Genomic DNA, 17954 nt, shown 5'->3' with positions numbered 1-17954 from the left:
ACATAGATAGGGCTAACCCCTTGCGCGCGCAAGGGGATTTTGATAAAAAACTGTGGCCTGGCCACAGTTTTTTATTGCTTGGGAATACTAGCGTCAAGGCTGCGCTGTTTGTTGCCTCATTAGGTTCCATCGAGGATTTGCTCAATCATAACAGACAAGCCATGGTTTGTTTAGTCGAAACGTACACAGGGTTTACTCGAATCGCGCTTTATAGTATGGTGTAGTGGTGTAGTCTTCCTGCGTCCAGCGCATCAGGGAGGTTCACAAAGTCCCCTATCGGGCAACCGCTCGGAGGACTTTTGATAAATCGATAAGAGATGGGGGTACCGGGTATGTCATCGGTCGTAGTCGTCGGCGCCCAGTGGGGCGACGAAGGGAAAGGCAAGATCACCGACTTTCTGGCCCAAAAAGCGGACCTTGTCGCGCGCTACCAAGGGGGTAACAACGCGGGACATACGGTGGTGGTCAAGGGGAAGGAGTTCAAGCTCCACCTGATCCCTTCGGGTATCCTCTACCCCGATAAAACCTGCATCATCGGCAACGGCGTCGTCATCGACCCCGGCGTGCTGATTGAGGAACTGAAGTACCTGGAAGGCGAGGGCATCTCCGCCGACAACCTGCGCATCTCCGGACGCGCCCATGTGATCATGCCCTACCACCGCCGCCTCGACGAGGTGGAGGAAGAGCGCCGCGGCGCCAATAAGATCGGCACGACCAAGCGGGGCATCGGTCCTTGCTACGTCGACAAAATCGCCCGAGTGGGCATCCGCATGGCCGACCTGCTCGATCCGGAGGAGTTCCGGACCAAGCTGGAACTGAATGTAGCCACCAAAAATGAGCTCTTCGAGAAGATCTATGGCGTCGAAGGTTTTGACGTCCAGGCGATCTTTGACGAATACCGGGCCTATGCCGAACGGCTGCAAGCCTACATCACCGATACATCGGTCCTGCTGGACGACGCCCGCAAAGAGGGCAAGAACATCCTCTTTGAAGGCGCCCAAGGGACCTTGCTCGACATCGACCATGGCACCTATCCCTTTGTCACGTCGTCCCATCCCATTGGTGGCGGCGCCACCGTCGGCTCCGGCGTCGGACCGACGACGATCAACAAGGTGCTCGGCGTGGTCAAAGCATATACGACCCGTGTCGGCGAAGGCCCCTTCCCGACGGAACTGAACGATGAGACGGGCGATCAGATCCGCAAGGCCGGTCACGAGTTCGGCACCACCACCGGCCGTCCCCGTCGCTGCGGTTGGTTTGACGCCGTCATCATGCGCTACTCCGTCCGTGTCAGCGGCTTGACCTGTATGGCCGTAACGAAGTTGGACGTGCTCGATCAGCTGCCGGTGATCAAAATCTGTGTCGGCTACCGCTATCAAGGCGAGGTGATCCAGCACTTCCCCGAAAGCCTGAAAAAGCTGGCCCAGTGTGAACCGGTCTATGAAGAGATGGCCGGCTGGATGAGCGATACGACCGGTTGCCGCACCTTGGAGGAGCTACCGGAGAAGGCGCGTCTCTATGTGAAGCGTTTGGAAGAGCTCTGCGGCTGCCCGGCTTCGATCCTGGCTGTCGGTCCTGATCGGGAGCAGACGATCGAACTGGAAGACGCATTTTAGGTTTTAGCGAGTCCCTTACCCCCGTTCACCAAGGAGAGGGTGAGCGGGATTTTTGAGTGAATGAGCAAGTACTCTGATTGAAAAAGAGGGCTCTCCCCACGGATGAAGGGGGGGCCTTCTTTTCTGTTGTCATCGGGCTTATTATTGTGATTGCTAGAGCGAAGCAGGTAATTCAAATCTAAAGCGCCTTTTGACGTAAAAAATCACGGTTATTTGCTGCTCTCCCTCTGTCGGAATAATCACACAAAAGAACTATTCATAACTTGCTCGCAAGGTATTGACAGGCTATATCGTCATCAGTATACTTCATACTTGGTAAGCGTCCTTTACGCAATGTCTGGTCGCCACCAAGCAGCGATTAGCGGGACGCGCCAAGGAATGGCCCGTTGGTCAAGCGGTCTAAGACACCGCCCTTTCACGGCGGTAACAGGGGTTCGAATCCCCTACGGGTCACCATTTTTTTCTTTGCAGGTGGGATCGCTTCAGGTTTGGCATGAGGCGCTTCCAGGCAGAATTGGGAGCAGTGGTGTAGAGGCCTAACATGCCAGCCTGTCACGCTGGAGATCGCGGGTTCGAATCCCGTCTGCTCCGCCATTCTCATATGCTTTCAAAGGGCTCGTTTTCAGTTTTTTACTGGGGGCGGGTTCTTTTTCTTATGTATCCTCTTCCTTGACTTTTGCCGCGAACGGGGTATCCTATAGAAGAAGATGGAAGAAAAATCTCCGTCCGATCCTTTCATCGACGGCATCACTCGTTAAGGAGGCTGTCCACTTGCCCGATCCGATCGCTTTTTATATCGGCGACCACCCGATTCGCTGGTACGGGATCCTGATCAGCAGCGCCCTCCTCATCGGTACGCTGCTGGCCCAGCGGGAAACGGTGAGGCACGGGATCGACCCCGATTTTCTCTATAACCTGATCCTGTGGGCCACGCCGCTGGCGCTGATCGGCGCCCGCGCCTATTACGTCATCTTCAACTGGAAGTTCTACGCCAACGATCCCAGCGAGGTGTTCGCCATCTGGCACGGCGGCCTCGGGATCTTTGGCGCCCTGATCGTGGCCTTCCTCTTTGCCTGGTATTACACGGGCAAACATGGCCTATCTTTTTGGCAGATGGCCGACATCGCCGCGCCGTCGCTCATCCTCGGCCAAGCCATCGGCCGTTGGGGCAACTTTTTCAACCAGGAGGCCTACGGCTACCCGACGGACGTTCCCTGGGCGATGATGATCGCTGGGGAGATGCGCCACCCCACTTTCCTCTACGAGTCGATCTGGGACATCATCGGCTTCTTTTTGTTGCTCATCCTGCGCCGCCGTCCCTCGGTGCGCCGGGGGGAGGTCTTTCTCTTCTACCTCGCCTATTACTCCTTCGGTCGCTTCTGGATCGAGGGGTTGCGCATGGATTCGGAGATGCTAGGCGACTTCCGCCTGCCCCAACTCTTGGCTCTGGCCTGGATGGCTTTTGCCGTGGGCGCCTTCTACTACCGGCGCAAAAAAGGCTATGCCGACGAGCCGGCGACGCCGGAGCGGGCGGCCCTCGATGCTCATCGGGGCTGACCAAGGGGCGAAAAAGGAAAAAAGCATCCTCCTTGGCTTGCCGGTCCTGCCGGAGGCTTTACCCTGGCGGAGGAAAGTGCTATAATACCAACGGATTTTTGGCAATGGAAGGACAAGGGGGGAATAATCGGTGAGCAAGCACATCATCACTGTGCAGAAAGGCGCGCTGCAAGCGACGGTCCAAACGGGCGGCTGCGGTGAATGCCAGACCTCCTGCCAATCGGCCTGCAAGACCTCCTGTACCGTAGGGAACCAGGTTTGCCAGAAAGGCTAAGGTCGAATCGCCATAAAAGACCGAAAAACCCTCTATTCGCGACCTGAACCGGATAGAGGGTTTTTTCTTCTTTTATGTTTTTCAAAATGGTAGATGCCGAAATGAACGACGATAATAGTAAAGGTTGATGATGAAATCATGGCAAACCAAGCCGCTTCCCCCTGGTGGTCCGACCTTGTTGGTTACAACTTCAAAGCCCACCTGTTTACCTTTGCCCACGGCGACGTGGCCTTTTGTTATGATGTAAACTCCAATTCACTGCACCGCCTCGATGGGACGGCGCTGCAGGTGATCGAAGCCCTTGTGGCGGCGCAAGGAGACGGCGCGGCAGCCCGGGAGGCGCTCGTTCGTGAAGAACATATGGACGCCTCCGCCGTCGATGAGGTGCTGGCGGAACTGGGCGAACTGAAGGCGGCAGGGATGCTCTTCACGGGCGATCCGCTAGCGGAAGGTTTTATGGGTGAGCGGGAGACGGCTGCTGCTGAAACCGTCGCTATCGCTGCGGATGCTGCGGAAGGCTCCGCTGCCGGTGCTGCAACCGCCGCCATAACGGCAATTCCCGCCGACCCCATCGTCAAAGCCCTCTGCCTGCATGTAGCCCATGACTGCAACCTGCGCTGCGGCTACTGCTTTGCCGGCACGGGCCCCTTCGGCGGCGACCGCAGCCTCATGTCCCTTGAAACGGGTAAGCAAGCCATCGACTTCCTGCTCGCTCACTCGCAGGGACGCCAGCATGTGGAGATCGACTTTTTCGGCGGCGAGCCGCTGCTCAATTTTGACGTCGTCAAGGATCTGGTGGCTTACGCCAAAGAACGGGCTGCCGAAGAGCACAAAATCCTGAAGCTCACCTTGACGACAAACGGCCTGCTCCTCGACGAAGAAACAGGCCGCTATCTGAACGAAGAGGGACTGTCGGTCGTCCTCTCCCTCGATGGCCGCCGTGACATCCATGACCGCATGCGGCCCTATGTGGACGGCTCTGGTTCCTACGACGAGGTGGCCGCCAACCTGCTGGCCTTTGTCCAATCGCGAGGCGGTGAGGACTACTATGTGCGGGGGACCTTCACTGGTTATAACCCTGACTTCGCCGCAGACGCCCTCCACATCCACGATCTCGGCTTTCGCCACATCTCGGTGGAGCCCGTCGTCGCGGCGCCGGACAGGGAGTACGCCCTGCAGGAAGCGCATATTGAGCGCCTGGACGAGCAGTACCGCATCCTGGCCGAAGAGATCGTCCGACGCGGGCAAGCGGGCCAGCCGATTAACTTTTTCCACTTCCAACTCGATCTTGCCCATGGCCCCTGCCTGGCCAAACGGCTCTCCGGCTGCGGCGCCGGCTTCGAGTACATGGCTGTCGCCCCCAACGGCGACCTCTATCCTTGCCACCAGTTTGTGGGGCGGGAAAATTACCGCCTCGGCAATGTGGCGACCGGCTTGACCGGCCAAGACATCGCCCGCTCCTTTGCCGACGCCCATGTCTATCACAAGGAAGGCTGCCCCGACTGCTGGGCGCGCTTCCTTTGCTCCGGCGGCTGCCATGCCAACAACGAGGCGGCCACAGGCAGCCTGCATATCCCGGCGGCGATGAGTTGCCACCTGGCCAAGATGCGCCTCAAGTGGGCTCTTTACGCTCAGGCGCTGACGGCTGAGACGGGAGCGTAAAGAGAGGAAGAACGGACCATGAGACGCACCGCCCTGTCTGCCTGTCCCTTAAACTGTTACGACCTTTGCGCTTTTCGCGTCCATCTGGAAGGGGACCGGATCACCCATATCACCGGAAATGCGGAACATCCCGTGACAAAGGGCTTTGTCTGCTCCCGGGCGCAAGGGCTGGTCGAACGCCATCACAGCCCCGACCGGATCCTCTCGCCCATGATGCGCCAGGGCAAGCAGTGGCGGCGGATCACCTGGGAAGAGGCGCTCGATGTGATCGCCCGGCGGCTGGCCGACGCGCTTGAAAGAGGCGGTCCTGCATCGGTCCTGCATATGGACGGCGCCGGTTCCATCGGCGCCCTCAAGGGACTGGGCCGCCGCTTTTTCAACGCCCTCGGCGGCATCACCCGGCCACAGGGGTTTACTGTTCGCGACCGGGGCCGCGCCGCCATGCGGGCCGACTTTGGCGAGGCGGCGTCGCCGGCCTGGAGCGATCTCACCCGCGCCAAGACCATCCTCCTCTGGGGGCGCAACCCGGCGGCGACGAACCTGCACCTGATTCCCTACCTGCAGGAGGCTCGGGAAAAGGGAGCCACCGTCGTAGCCATCAACCCTGTGCGCCTGGCGGTAGGGAACTTCGTAGATGAGCAAGCGACCATTCGGCCGGGCACAGATGTCTTGCTCGCCTTGAGCATGGCCCATGTCATCCTGGAAGAGCGGCGCTGGCAAGGCGACTTCGTGTCAGCCCATGTGAACGGTTTTGCCTCCTACGCGGAGGCGGTCTCTTGCTTTGCGCCGGAAAAGACGGCAGAGGAAATCGGGATCGATGCCGACACCATCCGCCACCTTGCCGGCCTCTATGCGAAGGCGAGGCCGGCGGCAATCGTCCTCGGCGCCGGGGTGTTGCGTTACCAAGAGGGATACCACGCCGTGCGCGCCATCGACGCCCTGGCCGCCATCACCGGCCAACTGGGCATCGCCGGCGGGGGCATCCACCTGGCCAGCGATCGCCATGAAATCGGCCGTTCCATCGCTGGCGAGGACCGCGCCGTTTCTATCGCCGCCGACAGCCTGGCCGAGGAGATCCTCCGGCGAAGATCGGCAAGCGGTTCTACAGAGCCACCCATCGAGGTGTCCCTCATCCACGGCGCCAACCCGATCAGCCAGGGGCCGAACACACAGCGGATGATGGAGGCCTTTCACACCATCCCCTTCAAGGTGGCCATCGATTTTCAACTGACCGACACGAGCCGGCTCGCCGACATCCTGCTCCCGGCGGCCAGCAGTTTTGAAGAGAGCGATCTCTTCGTATCGCCATTTAACGATTACATCCACTACCAACCGGCTCTTGTCGCCCCGCGCTGGCAGGTCTGGCCGGAACACCGCATCTGGAGCGAACTGGCCCGGCGGATGTGCGCCATAGCGGCGAACACATCGAAGGCGCAACAGGAAGGCCCTCTCGATGCCCCACCTCAGTATGTTCTAGCGGAGAAGCACCAGACCGCCCCCTCACCGGACTGGCGCGCCAGGCTTTGTGAAGACGCCGCTTTTTGGGTGAAGGGGCCCGAAGCATGGCTCGAAGACCTCCTGCAGCCCTTCGGCGTCACCCTCGCCGATTGGGCTGGCGGCGGGCCGCGTCCCAACCCGCGATTGCAAGTCATCCCCTTCCGGGAAGGCGCTTTTGCGACCTCTTCCGGCAAAGTGGAATTGGCGGGCGAGGTCGACTTCAAAGGGCTCCTCGACCGTTGCAAGGTGATCCCTGTTCGTCACAGCCATGAGACAGGGGAGGACGACCGCTTCCGGCTCATCTTTGTCCACCGCCCGGGTCGCCACAATTCTCAACTCTGGGAGATGGACGATAGCGACGAAGGGGCGGCCGACCTCTCGCTTCACCCGGAAGACCTAAAAGAGTTGAACCTGCGCCCGGGTGACGACGTCGTCGCCGAAACAGAGTGGGGGAGCGTGACCCTGTCCGTGCGCGCCGATGAGGCCGCGCCTCGCCGGTGCGCCCTCCTTTCAGGCGGCAAGCCCGTTGTCGACGGCGGTGGCGTCAACTTGCTGACCAACGTCTCTGGCGCAACATGTGCGCTCATGCACGCCGACATCCGAAGTGCTGTGGTCAATGAGACCTTTTGCCGCCTGCGCAAGATCGCCCTGGCCGAACGGATCCGTTAACCTGGATGAGTGAAATCCCTGATAGAATGATCGATAGGCAAATTTCAGGGTTTCCTCGACAACCTTTTCCATGTTATAATGTTGGCGGGTTTGTAAGACGGAAGATAATAGCAGCGACTGCCATACAAACCCGAGCGCCAAATCGGGATTCATCGGTTCGCCCTCCCGGCGAACCCATTAACATTTAGCCTCGGCAGCTTGTCAGGGGTGGGAAAGGGGGCGCAAATGTCCAAGAAGGATTTCTTAGTGGACAAACTCGCCTGGTTCCAAGAAAAATGGACCGAATTCCGCACCAAGTCAGTCGGCGAAGGAAAGACTCAAGGAATTGACAACAGGCTGAACGCGCTTCGTGTGAAATTAGACGAGGTGAAGCTGGAGATCCGCTCCATCGATCTCCAAAACTGGCGGCAAAGCAAAGGACTTGTCTACATCGCCCAGGGAACCGGGGTGCTCCTGCTGGTCGGCGCCATCACAGTGGCCGCTTTCAGCGGAACCTCCGCGCCGGCAACAAACCAACTCACGACTGCATCGGCCATGGTGGTCAAGGCCAACGGCATGGTCGACGCCTGCCGGATCGTGATCGATGGCAAGCCGGAAATGGTGGTCGCCAGCCGCGAACAAGCGGAACAACTGATCAAGGACACGATCAACTTCTTCTCTTACGGGCAGATCGGTGAAGGCGTCGAGTTGCTCGATGTAAAAGTGAAGCAACAGATCACATACGAAGACATAGAAGTAGCGCCCGATCAGATCATCCCGAGCGATCAAGCGAAAAAGATGCTCGCCGAAGGCAAGGGCGAGAAGATTCGATATGTCGTCCAAAAAGGCGATACCCTCTGGAGCGTCGCCACGAAGAACGGCATGAGTTGGAATGAACTGCGCAAGGCGAATGCCCAACTGGTCAACGAGAACAAGCTGAAAATCGGCCAAGAGATCAACCTCACCCGGCCGGTCCACTACCTGAACGTGGTCAGTACATACAAGGTTGTCAAAGAAGAGAATGTGCCCTACCCGACGAAAGTCGAAAAAGACGCCAACATGAAGCCGGGCGCCGTCAAGGTCAAACAGGAAGGCGAAAACGGCAAAAAAATCGCTACCTACATCGTCAGCAAAGAGAACAACTACCAGTTTGAAGAAGAACTGAAAGAAGAAAAGACGCTGAAAAACCCCGTCCAACGGGTTGAGGTCCGCGGTGACCGGATTATGGTGGCTTCTCGTGGTCGCGGCGCCGGCGGCAGCTACAGCGGCGGCGGCAGCGGCACCCTGTCCTGGCCCGTTGGCAGTCGGCGGATCACCTCTCCTTTTGGCTACCGGGGCCGCGAGTTCCACACCGGAATGGATATTGACGGCAATACGGGCGATCCCGTCTACGCTGCGGCGGACGGCGTCGTCACCTTTGCTGGCTGGGCCGGCGGCTATGGCAAGTGTCTCCTCGTCGACCACGGCGGCGTCACCACCCGCTACGCCCACCTTTCCCAACTGTACGTCGGCGAAGGCCAGACAATCAGCCGGGGCGCCAACATCGGCGCGGTTGGTTCGACGGGACGCTCCTATGGCAGCCACCTGCACTTCGAGGTTATCGATGGAGGCGTGAAAAACCCCATGGCTTACCTGAAGTAACAAAGAAGATGTACTGGAAGACCTCGCAGCGGGTCTTCTTCTTTTTTACTTTATTCTTTAGACGATGGAAACGGCGAAAAGGTTCCCTTTTTCTCAACGTTGCTGAGAGATAGCGCTGGGGGTGTGAAGGTCTGTTGCCGCTTGCGGAGTCAAGACCAGGGGGTTGCCATGACCGCCTTGCCGATCACAGGATACGAAAAAAAGCGGTGGATATTACGCTCGCTTGACACCTTCTTCACGATCGGCCTATAATAGAGTCCAAGAATATACCCCTAATGGGTATTATACGTTCGGGAGTGAGCGCAATGATCGACTTTCCGTCGGTGCAAACCATCGCCATCGTGGGCTTGTCAGACAAACCGGGCCGGGCGAGTCGCCATGTGGCCGAATACCTGAAGGAACAAGGTTACCGGATCATTCCCGTCAACCCGACGGCGACGGAGATCCTCGGGGAGAAAAGCTATCCGGATCTCGCCTCCATCCCGGCGGAGATCGAGATCGACGTGGTGGACGTCTTCCGTCGTTCCGAGGAGGTCCTGCCCATCGCCCAGGAAGCCATCGCCCGGGGGGCCAAAATCCTATGGTTGCAAGAAGGCGTCATCCATGAAGAAGCGGCGAAACTGGCGGAAAGCGCCGGCCTCACCGTCGTCATGGACCACTGCATGCTCAAAGAAGACCAGGCCTGGCGGAAAAAAGATCCGAAAGACATCTACGATGTGCTGATCATCGGCGCCGGCCCGGCCGGGCTGACGGCGGGCCTCTACGCCTCCCGGGCGGGACTGCGCACGGGCGTCTTTGAATCGGTCATGCCGGGCGGCCAGGCGGCGACGACAGAGCTGATCGAAAACTACCCCGGCTTTGACGAGCCCATCTCCGGCCCGGAACTGATGATGCGTTTCATGGCCCAGGCCCAGCGCTTCGGCGCAGAGCTCATCTCGGAGGAAGTCACCCGGACCGGCTTAAAGGGCCACCTGAAGCGCGTCGAGACAGCCAGCGGCATCCGTTACGCCCGCGCTGTCATCATCGCCACCGGCGCCCAGCCACGCCGCCTCGGCGTCAAGGGGGAAGCCGAGTTTCACGGGCGGGGCGTCTCCTACTGCGCCACCTGTGACGGCGCTTTCTTCCGGGACCGCAAGGTGATCGTCGCCGGCGGCGGCAACTCGGCCGTCGAGGAGGCCCTGTTCTTGACCAAATTCGCCACTGAGGTGATCATTGTCCACCGCCGCGACCAGTTGCGGGCGACGAAAGTCCTCCAAGACCGCGCCTTCCAGAACCCCAAGATCCGCTTCGTCTGGGATACGGTCATCGAGGAGATCGCCGGCGGCGCCGCTGTGGAAAAGGTGCTTACCCGCAACCGTAAGACAGGGGAGACGGGCGAAATCGCCTGTGACGGCGTGTTCGTCTTCGTCGGTCACTCACCGGCGGCCGAGTTCCTCCTTGAGCCGCTGGACCGGACGGAAGAGGGCTACATCGCCGTCGACGCCCACCTGGCGACGAGCATCCCCGGCGTCTTCGCCTGCGGCGATGTGCGCAACACGGTCCTTCGCCAGGTGGCCACCGCTGTCGGCGACGGCGCCGTGGCGGCCATTTCGGCGGAGCGGTACCTGTCCGGAAACCATTGAGACAAGAGAGCCCGCGAAGTCCCTTCAGGACCGGTCTCCAGTAAAACCCGGTGGCTTTTGTAAGGCTAGGGGTCCCGGTGGACCCAGTGAGGCCCCATGCCCCCCAGTCGCCGCCAGTGCCCCTGGTAAAGCCTCGGTATTTGCCCACGAGGGTTGCAGTGTCTGACAAAAAGGGGTACACGAATAGGAACATGCGAGTAGCCCCCTGGTACAAGAGGATATAGGCCCGAGAAGATATTTCGAAACAAATATCTTCTCGGGCTCTGCTTTTTGCTTGCGACATGAAAATTGGAATATTTGCCGCACTGAAAGGAGAACGAAACAAGTTGGCCTGGATCTATCTGTGCATTGCTGGTGTTTTTGAGATCGTCTGGGCGATCGGAATGAAATACTCCGATGGCTTTAGCCGGCTCTATCCATCACTGATCACTGTCGCAGCGATGATTGTCAGCTTTTATTTTCTAAATGTAGCCTCAAAAACGTTGCCTATCGGCACTGCTTATGCGGTATGGACGGGAATTGGCGCCGCCGGCGCTGTTATCCTGGGTATGGTGCTCTTTCAGGAGCCGAAGGATACGCTCCGTCTGTTTTTCCTAGCCCTGATCCTGATCGGAATTATCGGGCTAAAGGCGACCGGCTCCAACGGGTAACACTTTTTTAGTCAAAAGAAAAGAGATGAGGCAGCAATGACACAGTCACATGACAAAACAGCGCAACGAAACACGCTGACGGGCGTCTACTACGCCCTGGCGGCGTACCTGGCCTGGGGATTGCTTCCCCTCTACTGGAAGTCCCTCGAGGGGATCTCGGGAATGGAGATCCTGGCCCACCGGATCGTCTGGTCTTTTCTGTTTGTGATGATAATTATTTTTGCGACCGATCAGTGGCAGAGCATGAAAAGCGCCATCGGGAAGAAGGAAAACTGGCTGACCCTGATCACGGGATCGCTCTTGATCAGTGCCAACTGGTTCATCTACATATGGGCCGTGAACAACGGACACATGGTGGAAACCAGCCTCGGCTACTACATCAACCCCCTGTTGAATGTGGCCGTCGGCGTGTTGGTTTTGCAGGAGCGGCTCAATAAGGGGCAGATCGCAGCCATCGCTCTCGCCGCATCAGGGGTGCTTTTTCTGACCGTCCAGTTTGGGCAGGTGCCCTGGATCGCCCTGTCACTGGCGGTCAGTTTCACCCTGTACGGGCTGGCGAAGAAGAAGGTCAGCTTCGAACCGGTGATCGGGCTGGCTGTTGAAACAGCCATGGTGACGCCGTTGGCGTTCCTCTACCTGCTCTTTCTCCATGCAGGAGGCAACGACGCTTTTACCGGCGGAACGCCCCTGGCGATGGCGCTACTGATGGGGGCCGGTGTGGCCACCGCCATGCCCTTGCTCTGGTTTGCCCAGGGCGCGCGCCGGATCCCCTTGTCCACGATCGGATTCATCCAGTACCTGTCGCCGACGATGAGCCTGCTGCTGGGGATCTTCCTCTATCACGAGCCCTTCACGGCGGTCCATGCCATCAGCTTCACCCTGATCTGGTCGGCACTGATCGTCTATTCCCTGTCTCACCTGAAGGGCATGCGCGAAGCGAAACGAGAGGCGGCGGGGTAGAGAAAAAGAATCGCTTCCGAAGCAGGAATCGATTTACAAAAACTTTACTCTGCGTCACATCCCTTTTATAATACGGCTAAGCGCACCGAAACAGGATGGACATATTTTACTCCGAGTTCGCCCGAAAGAAAGGATGAGACCACTTTGGCCGCTGAATCTTCCCTGTACAACAAGCAGCGCCGGGTCTACGCCATCGTGGCCCTGCTCGTCATCGCCGGCCTGATGGGCAGCACGATCGTCTATTCCCTGACTGCGTTACGCGATTCGCCGACCCCAGCGCCTGGGCAGGATGACAGCGCCTATACGGAAAACCTGAAACAGACCTGGCAGGCCGACATTCAAGCCCTCGAAGAGAAGGCGGCGGCCGATCCGAAAAATGCCGCCCTCTGGCTTGAACTGGCCAACACCCGCTACAACCTGGCCTCCCTCTACCGGTCGACCAAAGACATGGAAGCGTCCCAAAACACCTTTCGCCGGGCTTATGAGGATTATCAAAAGTCCCTGGCCCTTCAGCCCGAAGATGTGAATGCCCGCGTCGACGCCGCCACTGCGGCCTTTTACAGCGACCAGCTCGATGAGGCGGAAAAGAACTTCAAACTGGCCGTTCAAAAAGACCCTCGCCACCTGAACGCCAACTTCAACTACGGCATCTTCCTCATCCAGGCGAGAAAAGACCCGGCCACGGCCAAGGTCTACTGGCAGAAGGCGTTGGACACCAACCCGCCGGCCCAGGAAGCCGAAACGCTCAAACAGATGATTCAGATGGCCGACGCGATGCTCCAACCAGCGCCGGCTCAAAATGGACAGACTCCCGCGCCATCCGGCAACGCGCCGGGGAACTCGGCCGCCCCCGGCGGCCTGGAAGCGCCCGATTTGAGCGGGGTTGGGAAGCAGCAACCCTAGAACTGAAGGATAACGCCACCGACGTCGCCATCCGGGCGGCGTCTTTTTCATCTCTATCCGAAAAAAAGTGGAAAGGAATATACGCTCCCCCAGCAACCTCCTACCCAAAAAACCAACTAAGGTTGGTATAATGGACGGGCTTTCCGATCTTGCAAGAACTATTGCATATATAATGGAAAGGACCGGGGGAGAAACATGGGGGAATGGAGAATCGACCCGCGCCTGTGGTGGGCTGCCGGGTTGTGCTTGTTTTTTGTGCTCGCTCTGGCCGGTCGGGCCTTCGCCGCCACCTGGCCGGTGATGAAAGCGGAGGGCTTTGGCTGGTATCGGGAGTTCAACCGGCGGGAAGCCGAAGGGGACACGCGGCAATGGCGCACCCTGGAGGGGAAAGGGGTCACCCTCCGCTACTGTGACGAAGACGCCCCGATCGCCCCGGCGGTGCTCCGGGACACAGAGCGGATCTACCCGCAGGTGACGGCGATGATCGGCTACCAGCCGTCGACAAAGCCGCTCGTCCTGCTCTATCCGGACCGGGACTCCTTCAACGGCGTCTTCGGCTGGAAGGACCAGTCGGCCATGGGCGTCTACTACGCCGGCGTCGTCCGGGTGCTGTCGCCGCGGGTGTGGAGCCATGACGGCGCCGACATGGCCGGCCCCATGGCCCATGAGTTGGCCCATATGGTCCTCGACTATCAGACGGGAGGCAACATCCCGCGCTGGTTTACGGAGGGCGTGGCCCAGGAGGCGGAACGCCGCTTGAGCGGCTTTACCCTGTCCCAGCCGAAAGGCGACTGGGCGGAGCGGCTCTATCCCTTTGGCTCGATGGACGCCGACTTCGACAACCTGGAGGACCAGCGCCTGGCCTACCGGCAGTCCCTGCTGGCGGTCGACGTGATCCAGGATGCCGGGCCGGAGGCGCTAACCAGGACGATCGACGGTTTGGCCGCCGGAAAAGCCATCGAGGCGTCGATCACCGCAGCGACGGGGTGGACATGGGAGGCCTTTGTTGAAAAGGTTCACGCCGCAGCCGAGAAGGAAAGCCGGCCGCTCTGAACAAGAGAGCCCAGTCGCAAAAAGCCATGAAAGGAAGACCCCGCCGCTCCGAGATGGGAGGGCGGGGTCTTCCTGCAGCATCAGGTGTCGCGGTAGAAGGAGAGGACCGTCTCCTCGAAATGGGGATAGCAGTCGGCGCAGACATGCCAGCAAGCCAGTTCTTTCGACGCAGAACCCCATACCTGGAAAACCATTGTGCAAATTAATTCGACCACATTGGTCCGTCGGCAGATTTGACAAAGGTCATCCTGGGAAGACACACCGATCCCCTCCTTCACGGCAAAACTATTTTACTGAATATTCAGATAATACATGATATGGTCTCTTGCGTCAATGGTTTCATGGGGGAAAGAAAAAGCCTGCCTGCGAAAGCAGCAAGCAGGAATCCGGCCTGGCTAAGAGAATAAAAAGAAGAAGCATTGGCTAATCGACCCCACACGCCGACGCCTTTGCCACAGTAGAAAGGGGAACGATGCTCGTTGGGCAAACTGTTGATTCAGGGGGGATTTCCCCTGGAAGGGCGCGTACCCATCAGCGGCGCCAAGAACGCGACACTCCCCGTCATGGCCGCCTGCTTCCTGGCCCATGGCGAGACGATTTTAGAGAATATCCCGGAGATCACCGACGTGGACGTGTTGATGGAGATCTGCCGTGAAATGGGCGGCGAAGGAGAATGGCTGGAGCGGGGCGTCATCCGCTTGAACGTTCCCGATACGATCTCCTGCAAGACATCCTATACACTGGCCAAAAAACTACGGGCATCGAACCTCCTGCTGGGGTCCCTGTTGGGGCGCTTCGGCTGGGCCGAGGTGGCCCTGCCGGGCGGCGACAACATCGGCACCCGGCCCATGGATTTACATATCAAAGGCCTCTCCGTCCTCGGCGCGGAACTGAAGATCGAACACGGCTACATTCGTGGCGGCGTGGCCGATGGTGGCAAGCGATTAAAAGGCGGCAAGATTTACCTCGACTTCCCCTCGGTGGGCGCGACGGAAAATATCATGATGGCTGCCGCTACCGCCCAGGGGCAGACGATCATCGAAAACTGCGCCAAGGAGCCGGAGATCGTCGACCTGGCCAACTTCCTCAACGCCATGGGCGCCCGCATCCGCGGCGCCGGCACCGACCTGATCCGCATCGACGGCGTGAGCGAGCTGCGGGGCACCCGCTACACCGTCATCCCCGACCGCATTGAGGCGGGCACCTACATGATCGCCGCTGCAGCCACCCGAGGCCGGGTGCTCGTGGAAAACGTGATCCCCACCCACCTGCACGCCATCACATCGAAGCTGCGCGAGGTCGGCGTTCGCGTCGAAGAGGGCGACGACCAGATCTTTATTGACGGCACCGGGCCGTTCCGGCCGGTCGATGTAAAGACACTGCCCTATCCCGGCTTTCCCACTGACATGCAATCCCAGTTAATGGCGCTCTTGTCGACGGTCAACGGCATCAGCATGATCGTCGAAAACGTATATGAAAACCGTTTGCGCGTCGTCGACGAGTTACAGCGCATGGGCGCCCAGATCAAGATCGAGGGCCGGACCGCCGTCATTGACGGTGTGGAGCGGCTGTCGAGCGCCCAGGTCAAAGCCTCAGACCTGCGGGCCGGCGCGGCGTTGATCATTGCCGGTCTTGTGGCCGACGGCGAGACGGAGGTCTCCTGCCTGCACCATGTCCTGCGCGGCTATGAGCACCTTGATGAGAAGCTGCTGGCGCTTGGGGCGCGGGTGCGGCGGATTTCGTAACGCTTCACTATCTGCTTGCCCACTAATGCTGCATATCCACTTATGCCGCTTAACCCTCTCATGCCGCGTATCCCTCGTATTCGGCTTACTTCGCTATTCCTTCTGATGCTCCTTTTCCTATTAACCCCTTTTTCACTGTCAACGACGAACAACTGTTTCGTACTGTGAATAGGACCCATAACGCGCTCCCATCGAACCACTTTTACACGCCTCCTTCAATTACACTGCCATTTCTGTACCGAATGAACCGATATTACCGATTTCGCTACACCTGCATCGCTACCTTGTTTGAACCACTGCCTGCACCCGATTCACACCACCGATCACAGAAAGAAGGAAACAGCCGTTGCAGCGGGTCACTGAACCGATCGCCGTACCGGGCGGCCCTGTGCTGAATTTTACCCGGATCGGCAACGTAGACGATCTGATCTCCGCCGCCCAGGAGGAAGATGAACTGCCCTTCTGGGCGGAACTCTGGCCATCGTCGCTCGGCCTGGCCTCCTACCTCTGGCGCCAGGTGGACATGCAGGACCGCCCGGTGCTGGAACTGGGCTGCGGCCTCGGCCTCTCGGGCATCGTGGCCGCCTTAAAAGGCGCTGAAGTGGTCCAGACGGACTTCATCCCGGCGGCCCTGGAACTGGCCGGAGAAAACGCCGCCCAGAATGGCGTGGACACGGAGCGGGTCTGGGCCGACTGGCGGCGCTTCCCCACTATGGGCGATTTTTCGCTGATCATCGGCTCCGACATCCTCTACGAGCGGACGCTGCACGGCGACCTAGAGCGCATCCTGACGAGCCACCTGGCGCTGGGCGGCGAGTTCATTGTCGCCGATCCGGGGCGCGAGTGGGCGGCCCAGTTCTTTGACCGCCTCGACGCCGACGCCTGGCGGCGCGATCTGACGACCATCCCGGTCCAACTGGACCAGAAAGAATACGCCATCCGGATCCACCGGTGGCAACGGAGGCAGCATGCGGTATACGACGATTGCTAGCGGCTCCAGCGGCAACTGCGCCTTCGTGGAAGGCAAGCAGACACGGCTGCTGGTGGACGCCGGTCTGGCGGGCAAGACGGTGGAAAAGGGATTGACAGCCGTCGGCGTCGATCCCCGGACGATCGACGCCATCGTGGTCACCCACGAGCATATCGATCACATCCGCGGCGTCGGCGTCCTGGCGCGCCGCTTCAAGCTGCCCGTCTATGCCAGCGAAGGCTGCTGGAAGGGCATGGAGAACAGCATCGGCGATGTGCCGGAGTCTCAGGTCTGCGTCATCGACCCGAACAAAAAAGTGACCCTGAAAGACTTGGAGATCGAAGCCTTCTCCACCCCTCATGACGCCCGTGAGCCCATCGGCATGACCATCGACGACGGCGACAGCCGCCTCGGCATCGCCACCGACATCGGCTACGTGACGCGGGGCATGGGCCGCCGCCTCATGGACTGCCAGGGGCTGATCTTTGAAGCCAACCATGACCCGAAGATGCTGCAAACAGGTCCCTACCCGGCCCACTTAAAGCGGCGCATCGCCTCGGACAAGGGCCACCTCTCCAACCCTGATGCCGGCGAGGCCTTGGTCAAACTCTGCGACGGCGGCGTCCGTCAGGTGTTGTTGTCCCATTTGAGCAATGAAAACAACCGCCCGGACCTGGCTGTTCACACGGTCAAGTCCATCCTGGCGGAGCATGATCATAGCGTCATCGTGGCTGGCGATTACGCCCCTCCCGCCGCCGTGGTGGGCCTGGATAGTGTCCTGGCCGTCGCGGAACAGCGCACCCTCTGTTGGCCGGGCTACGGCCCCGAAGGGGGCTCTGGCCGGGACGGGCGTAGCGACAGCAACGGCGCCGTCCTAGGCAGCGAGGCCTGCCAAGGCAGCGACGCCCGCAGTCGGGTCAGCGCCGGCGGTAGCCGGTCCGAAACGGTCCGCCTCTCGGTGGCGCCCCGGTATGAGCCCCATCCCCTGGAGGAAATCTAGCAAGAAGGCATCTCTACCAAGAAGGCATCTTTCGCCTGTTCCGCCTGCTTTTTCTTCGGGCGACGTGAGCCGATCATGTAGCGGCGCAGGAAACGGCGAGAGAAGCGAACGATAGCAGCTGCGGAGAACACCGCTTGTTAAGGTAAAAGGTTCGAA

Annotated in this window: 15 protein-coding genes and 2 tRNA genes; 16 read left to right on the top strand and 1 reads right to left on the bottom strand. The window is 59.6% G+C overall.

All coding sequences use genetic code 11. The features are described 5' to 3' along the window. Positions 1 to 332 precede the first annotated feature (332 nt). From AC0CW1_RS11445 to AC0CW1_RS11385, 13 genes are all read left to right on the top strand, one after another. A complete protein-coding gene (locus AC0CW1_RS11445; RefSeq protein WP_488183175.1) occupies positions 333 to 1616 on the top strand; it encodes an adenylosuccinate synthase in 1284 nt (427 codons plus the stop codon). Between the two features lie 380 nt (positions 1617 to 1996). Then, positions 1997 to 2072, top strand: a tRNA-Glu gene (locus AC0CW1_RS11440). A gap of 61 nt (positions 2073 to 2133) precedes the next feature. Further along, positions 2134 to 2210, top strand: a tRNA-Asp gene (locus tag AC0CW1_RS11435). A 177-nt stretch (positions 2211 to 2387) separates the two neighbouring features. Then, a complete protein-coding gene (gene lgt, locus AC0CW1_RS11430; RefSeq protein WP_488183174.1) occupies positions 2388 to 3173 on the top strand; it encodes a prolipoprotein diacylglyceryl transferase in 786 nt (261 codons plus the stop codon). 130 nt (positions 3174 to 3303) lie between these two features. Continuing rightward, positions 3304 to 3447 carry a six-cysteine ranthipeptide SCIFF gene (gene scfA, locus AC0CW1_RS11425; RefSeq protein WP_488183173.1) on the top strand — a complete coding sequence of 48 codons (144 nt, stop codon included), beginning with the start codon at positions 3304 to 3306 and terminating at the stop codon, positions 3445 to 3447. A gap of 138 nt (positions 3448 to 3585) precedes the next feature. Further along, a complete protein-coding gene (gene scfB / locus AC0CW1_RS11420) occupies positions 3586 to 5109 on the top strand; it encodes a thioether cross-link-forming SCIFF peptide maturase (protein ID WP_488183172.1) in 1524 nt (507 codons plus the stop codon). Positions 5110 to 5127: 18 nt separating this feature from the next. After that, entirely contained in the window at positions 5128 to 7275 is a 2148-nt protein-coding gene (locus AC0CW1_RS11415) for a molybdopterin-containing oxidoreductase family protein (RefSeq protein WP_488183171.1), read from the top strand. A gap of 225 nt (positions 7276 to 7500) precedes the next feature. After that, positions 7501 to 8895 carry a peptidoglycan DD-metalloendopeptidase family protein gene (locus AC0CW1_RS11410; protein WP_488183170.1) on the top strand — a complete coding sequence of 465 codons (1395 nt, stop codon included), beginning with the start codon at positions 7501 to 7503 and terminating at the stop codon, positions 8893 to 8895. A gap of 305 nt (positions 8896 to 9200) precedes the next feature. Beyond that, positions 9201 to 10517, top strand: coding sequence for a thioredoxin-disulfide reductase (gene trxB / locus AC0CW1_RS11405; RefSeq protein ID WP_488183168.1), 1317 nt, complete (start codon positions 9201 to 9203; stop codon positions 10515 to 10517). A gap of 326 nt (positions 10518 to 10843) precedes the next feature. Further along, entirely contained in the window at positions 10844 to 11167 is a 324-nt protein-coding gene (gene sugE / locus AC0CW1_RS11400; protein ID WP_488183167.1) for a quaternary ammonium compound efflux SMR transporter SugE, read from the top strand. Between the two features lie 36 nt (positions 11168 to 11203). Then, positions 11204 to 12127, top strand: a complete 924-nt coding sequence (gene rarD / locus AC0CW1_RS11395; protein WP_488183166.1) for an EamA family transporter RarD — start codon at positions 11204 to 11206, stop codon at positions 12125 to 12127. 144 nt (positions 12128 to 12271) lie between these two features. Continuing rightward, positions 12272 to 13030: a tetratricopeptide repeat protein gene (locus AC0CW1_RS11390; protein WP_488183165.1), complete on the top strand. Its 759-nt coding sequence runs from the start codon at positions 12272 to 12274 to the stop codon at positions 13028 to 13030. A 195-nt stretch (positions 13031 to 13225) separates the two neighbouring features. Further along, positions 13226 to 14083 (top strand): gluzincin family metallopeptidase, encoded by an 858-nt coding sequence (locus AC0CW1_RS11385; protein WP_488183164.1) that lies wholly within the window; start codon positions 13226 to 13228, stop codon positions 14081 to 14083. An 80-nt stretch (positions 14084 to 14163) separates the two neighbouring features. Here the strand turns inward: AC0CW1_RS11385 and AC0CW1_RS11380 are convergent, their stop codons facing one another. After that, complete coding sequence (locus AC0CW1_RS11380; RefSeq protein ID WP_488183163.1) at positions 14164 to 14343, bottom strand: hypothetical protein; 180 nt, start codon at positions 14341 to 14343, stop codon at positions 14164 to 14166. 219 nt (positions 14344 to 14562) lie between these two features. Here AC0CW1_RS11380 and murA point away from each other — a divergent pair, with 219 nt between their 5' ends. From murA to AC0CW1_RS11365, 3 genes are all read left to right on the top strand, one after another. Further along, positions 14563 to 15828 carry a UDP-N-acetylglucosamine 1-carboxyvinyltransferase gene (gene murA / locus AC0CW1_RS11375; protein ID WP_488183162.1) on the top strand — a complete coding sequence of 422 codons (1266 nt, stop codon included), beginning with the start codon at positions 14563 to 14565 and terminating at the stop codon, positions 15826 to 15828. A gap of 346 nt (positions 15829 to 16174) precedes the next feature. Continuing rightward, complete coding sequence (locus AC0CW1_RS11370; RefSeq protein WP_488183161.1) at positions 16175 to 16819, top strand: class I SAM-dependent methyltransferase; 645 nt, start codon at positions 16175 to 16177, stop codon at positions 16817 to 16819. Next, positions 16797 to 17798 carry an MBL fold metallo-hydrolase gene (locus tag AC0CW1_RS11365; protein ID WP_488183160.1) on the top strand — a complete coding sequence of 334 codons (1002 nt, stop codon included), beginning with the start codon at positions 16797 to 16799 and terminating at the stop codon, positions 17796 to 17798. Before AC0CW1_RS11370 ends, AC0CW1_RS11365 begins: the two co-directional genes overlap by 23 nt. The last annotated feature ends 156 nt before the right edge of the window (positions 17799 to 17954 follow it).

This window comes from Heliomicrobium sulfidophilum (assembly GCF_057715735.1).
Note: the sequence above shows the minus strand (reverse complement) of the source record. Positions and strands in the feature narration are given on the sequence as shown.

Bases quoted from the DNA above. Each gene is read 5' to 3' on its own strand.
- AC0CW1_RS11445 (WP_488183175.1), top strand. From the start codon at position 333: ATGTCATCGGTCGTAGTCGTCGGCGCCCAGTGGGGCGACGAAGGGAAA.
- scfB (WP_488183172.1), top strand. From the start codon at position 3,586: ATGGCAAACCAAGCCGCTTCCCCCTGGTGGTCCGACCTTGTTGGTTAC.
- AC0CW1_RS11415 (WP_488183171.1), top strand. From the start codon at position 5,128: ATGAGACGCACCGCCCTGTCTGCCTGTCCCTTAAACTGTTACGACCTT.
- AC0CW1_RS11410 (WP_488183170.1), top strand. From the start codon at position 7,501: ATGTCCAAGAAGGATTTCTTAGTGGACAAACTCGCCTGGTTCCAAGAA.
- trxB (WP_488183168.1), top strand. From the start codon at position 9,201: ATGATCGACTTTCCGTCGGTGCAAACCATCGCCATCGTGGGCTTGTCA.
- rarD (WP_488183166.1), top strand. From the start codon at position 11,204: ATGACACAGTCACATGACAAAACAGCGCAACGAAACACGCTGACGGGC.
- AC0CW1_RS11385 (WP_488183164.1), top strand. From the start codon at position 13,226: ATGGGGGAATGGAGAATCGACCCGCGCCTGTGGTGGGCTGCCGGGTTG.
- AC0CW1_RS11365 (WP_488183160.1), top strand. From the start codon at position 16,797: ATGCGGTATACGACGATTGCTAGCGGCTCCAGCGGCAACTGCGCCTTC.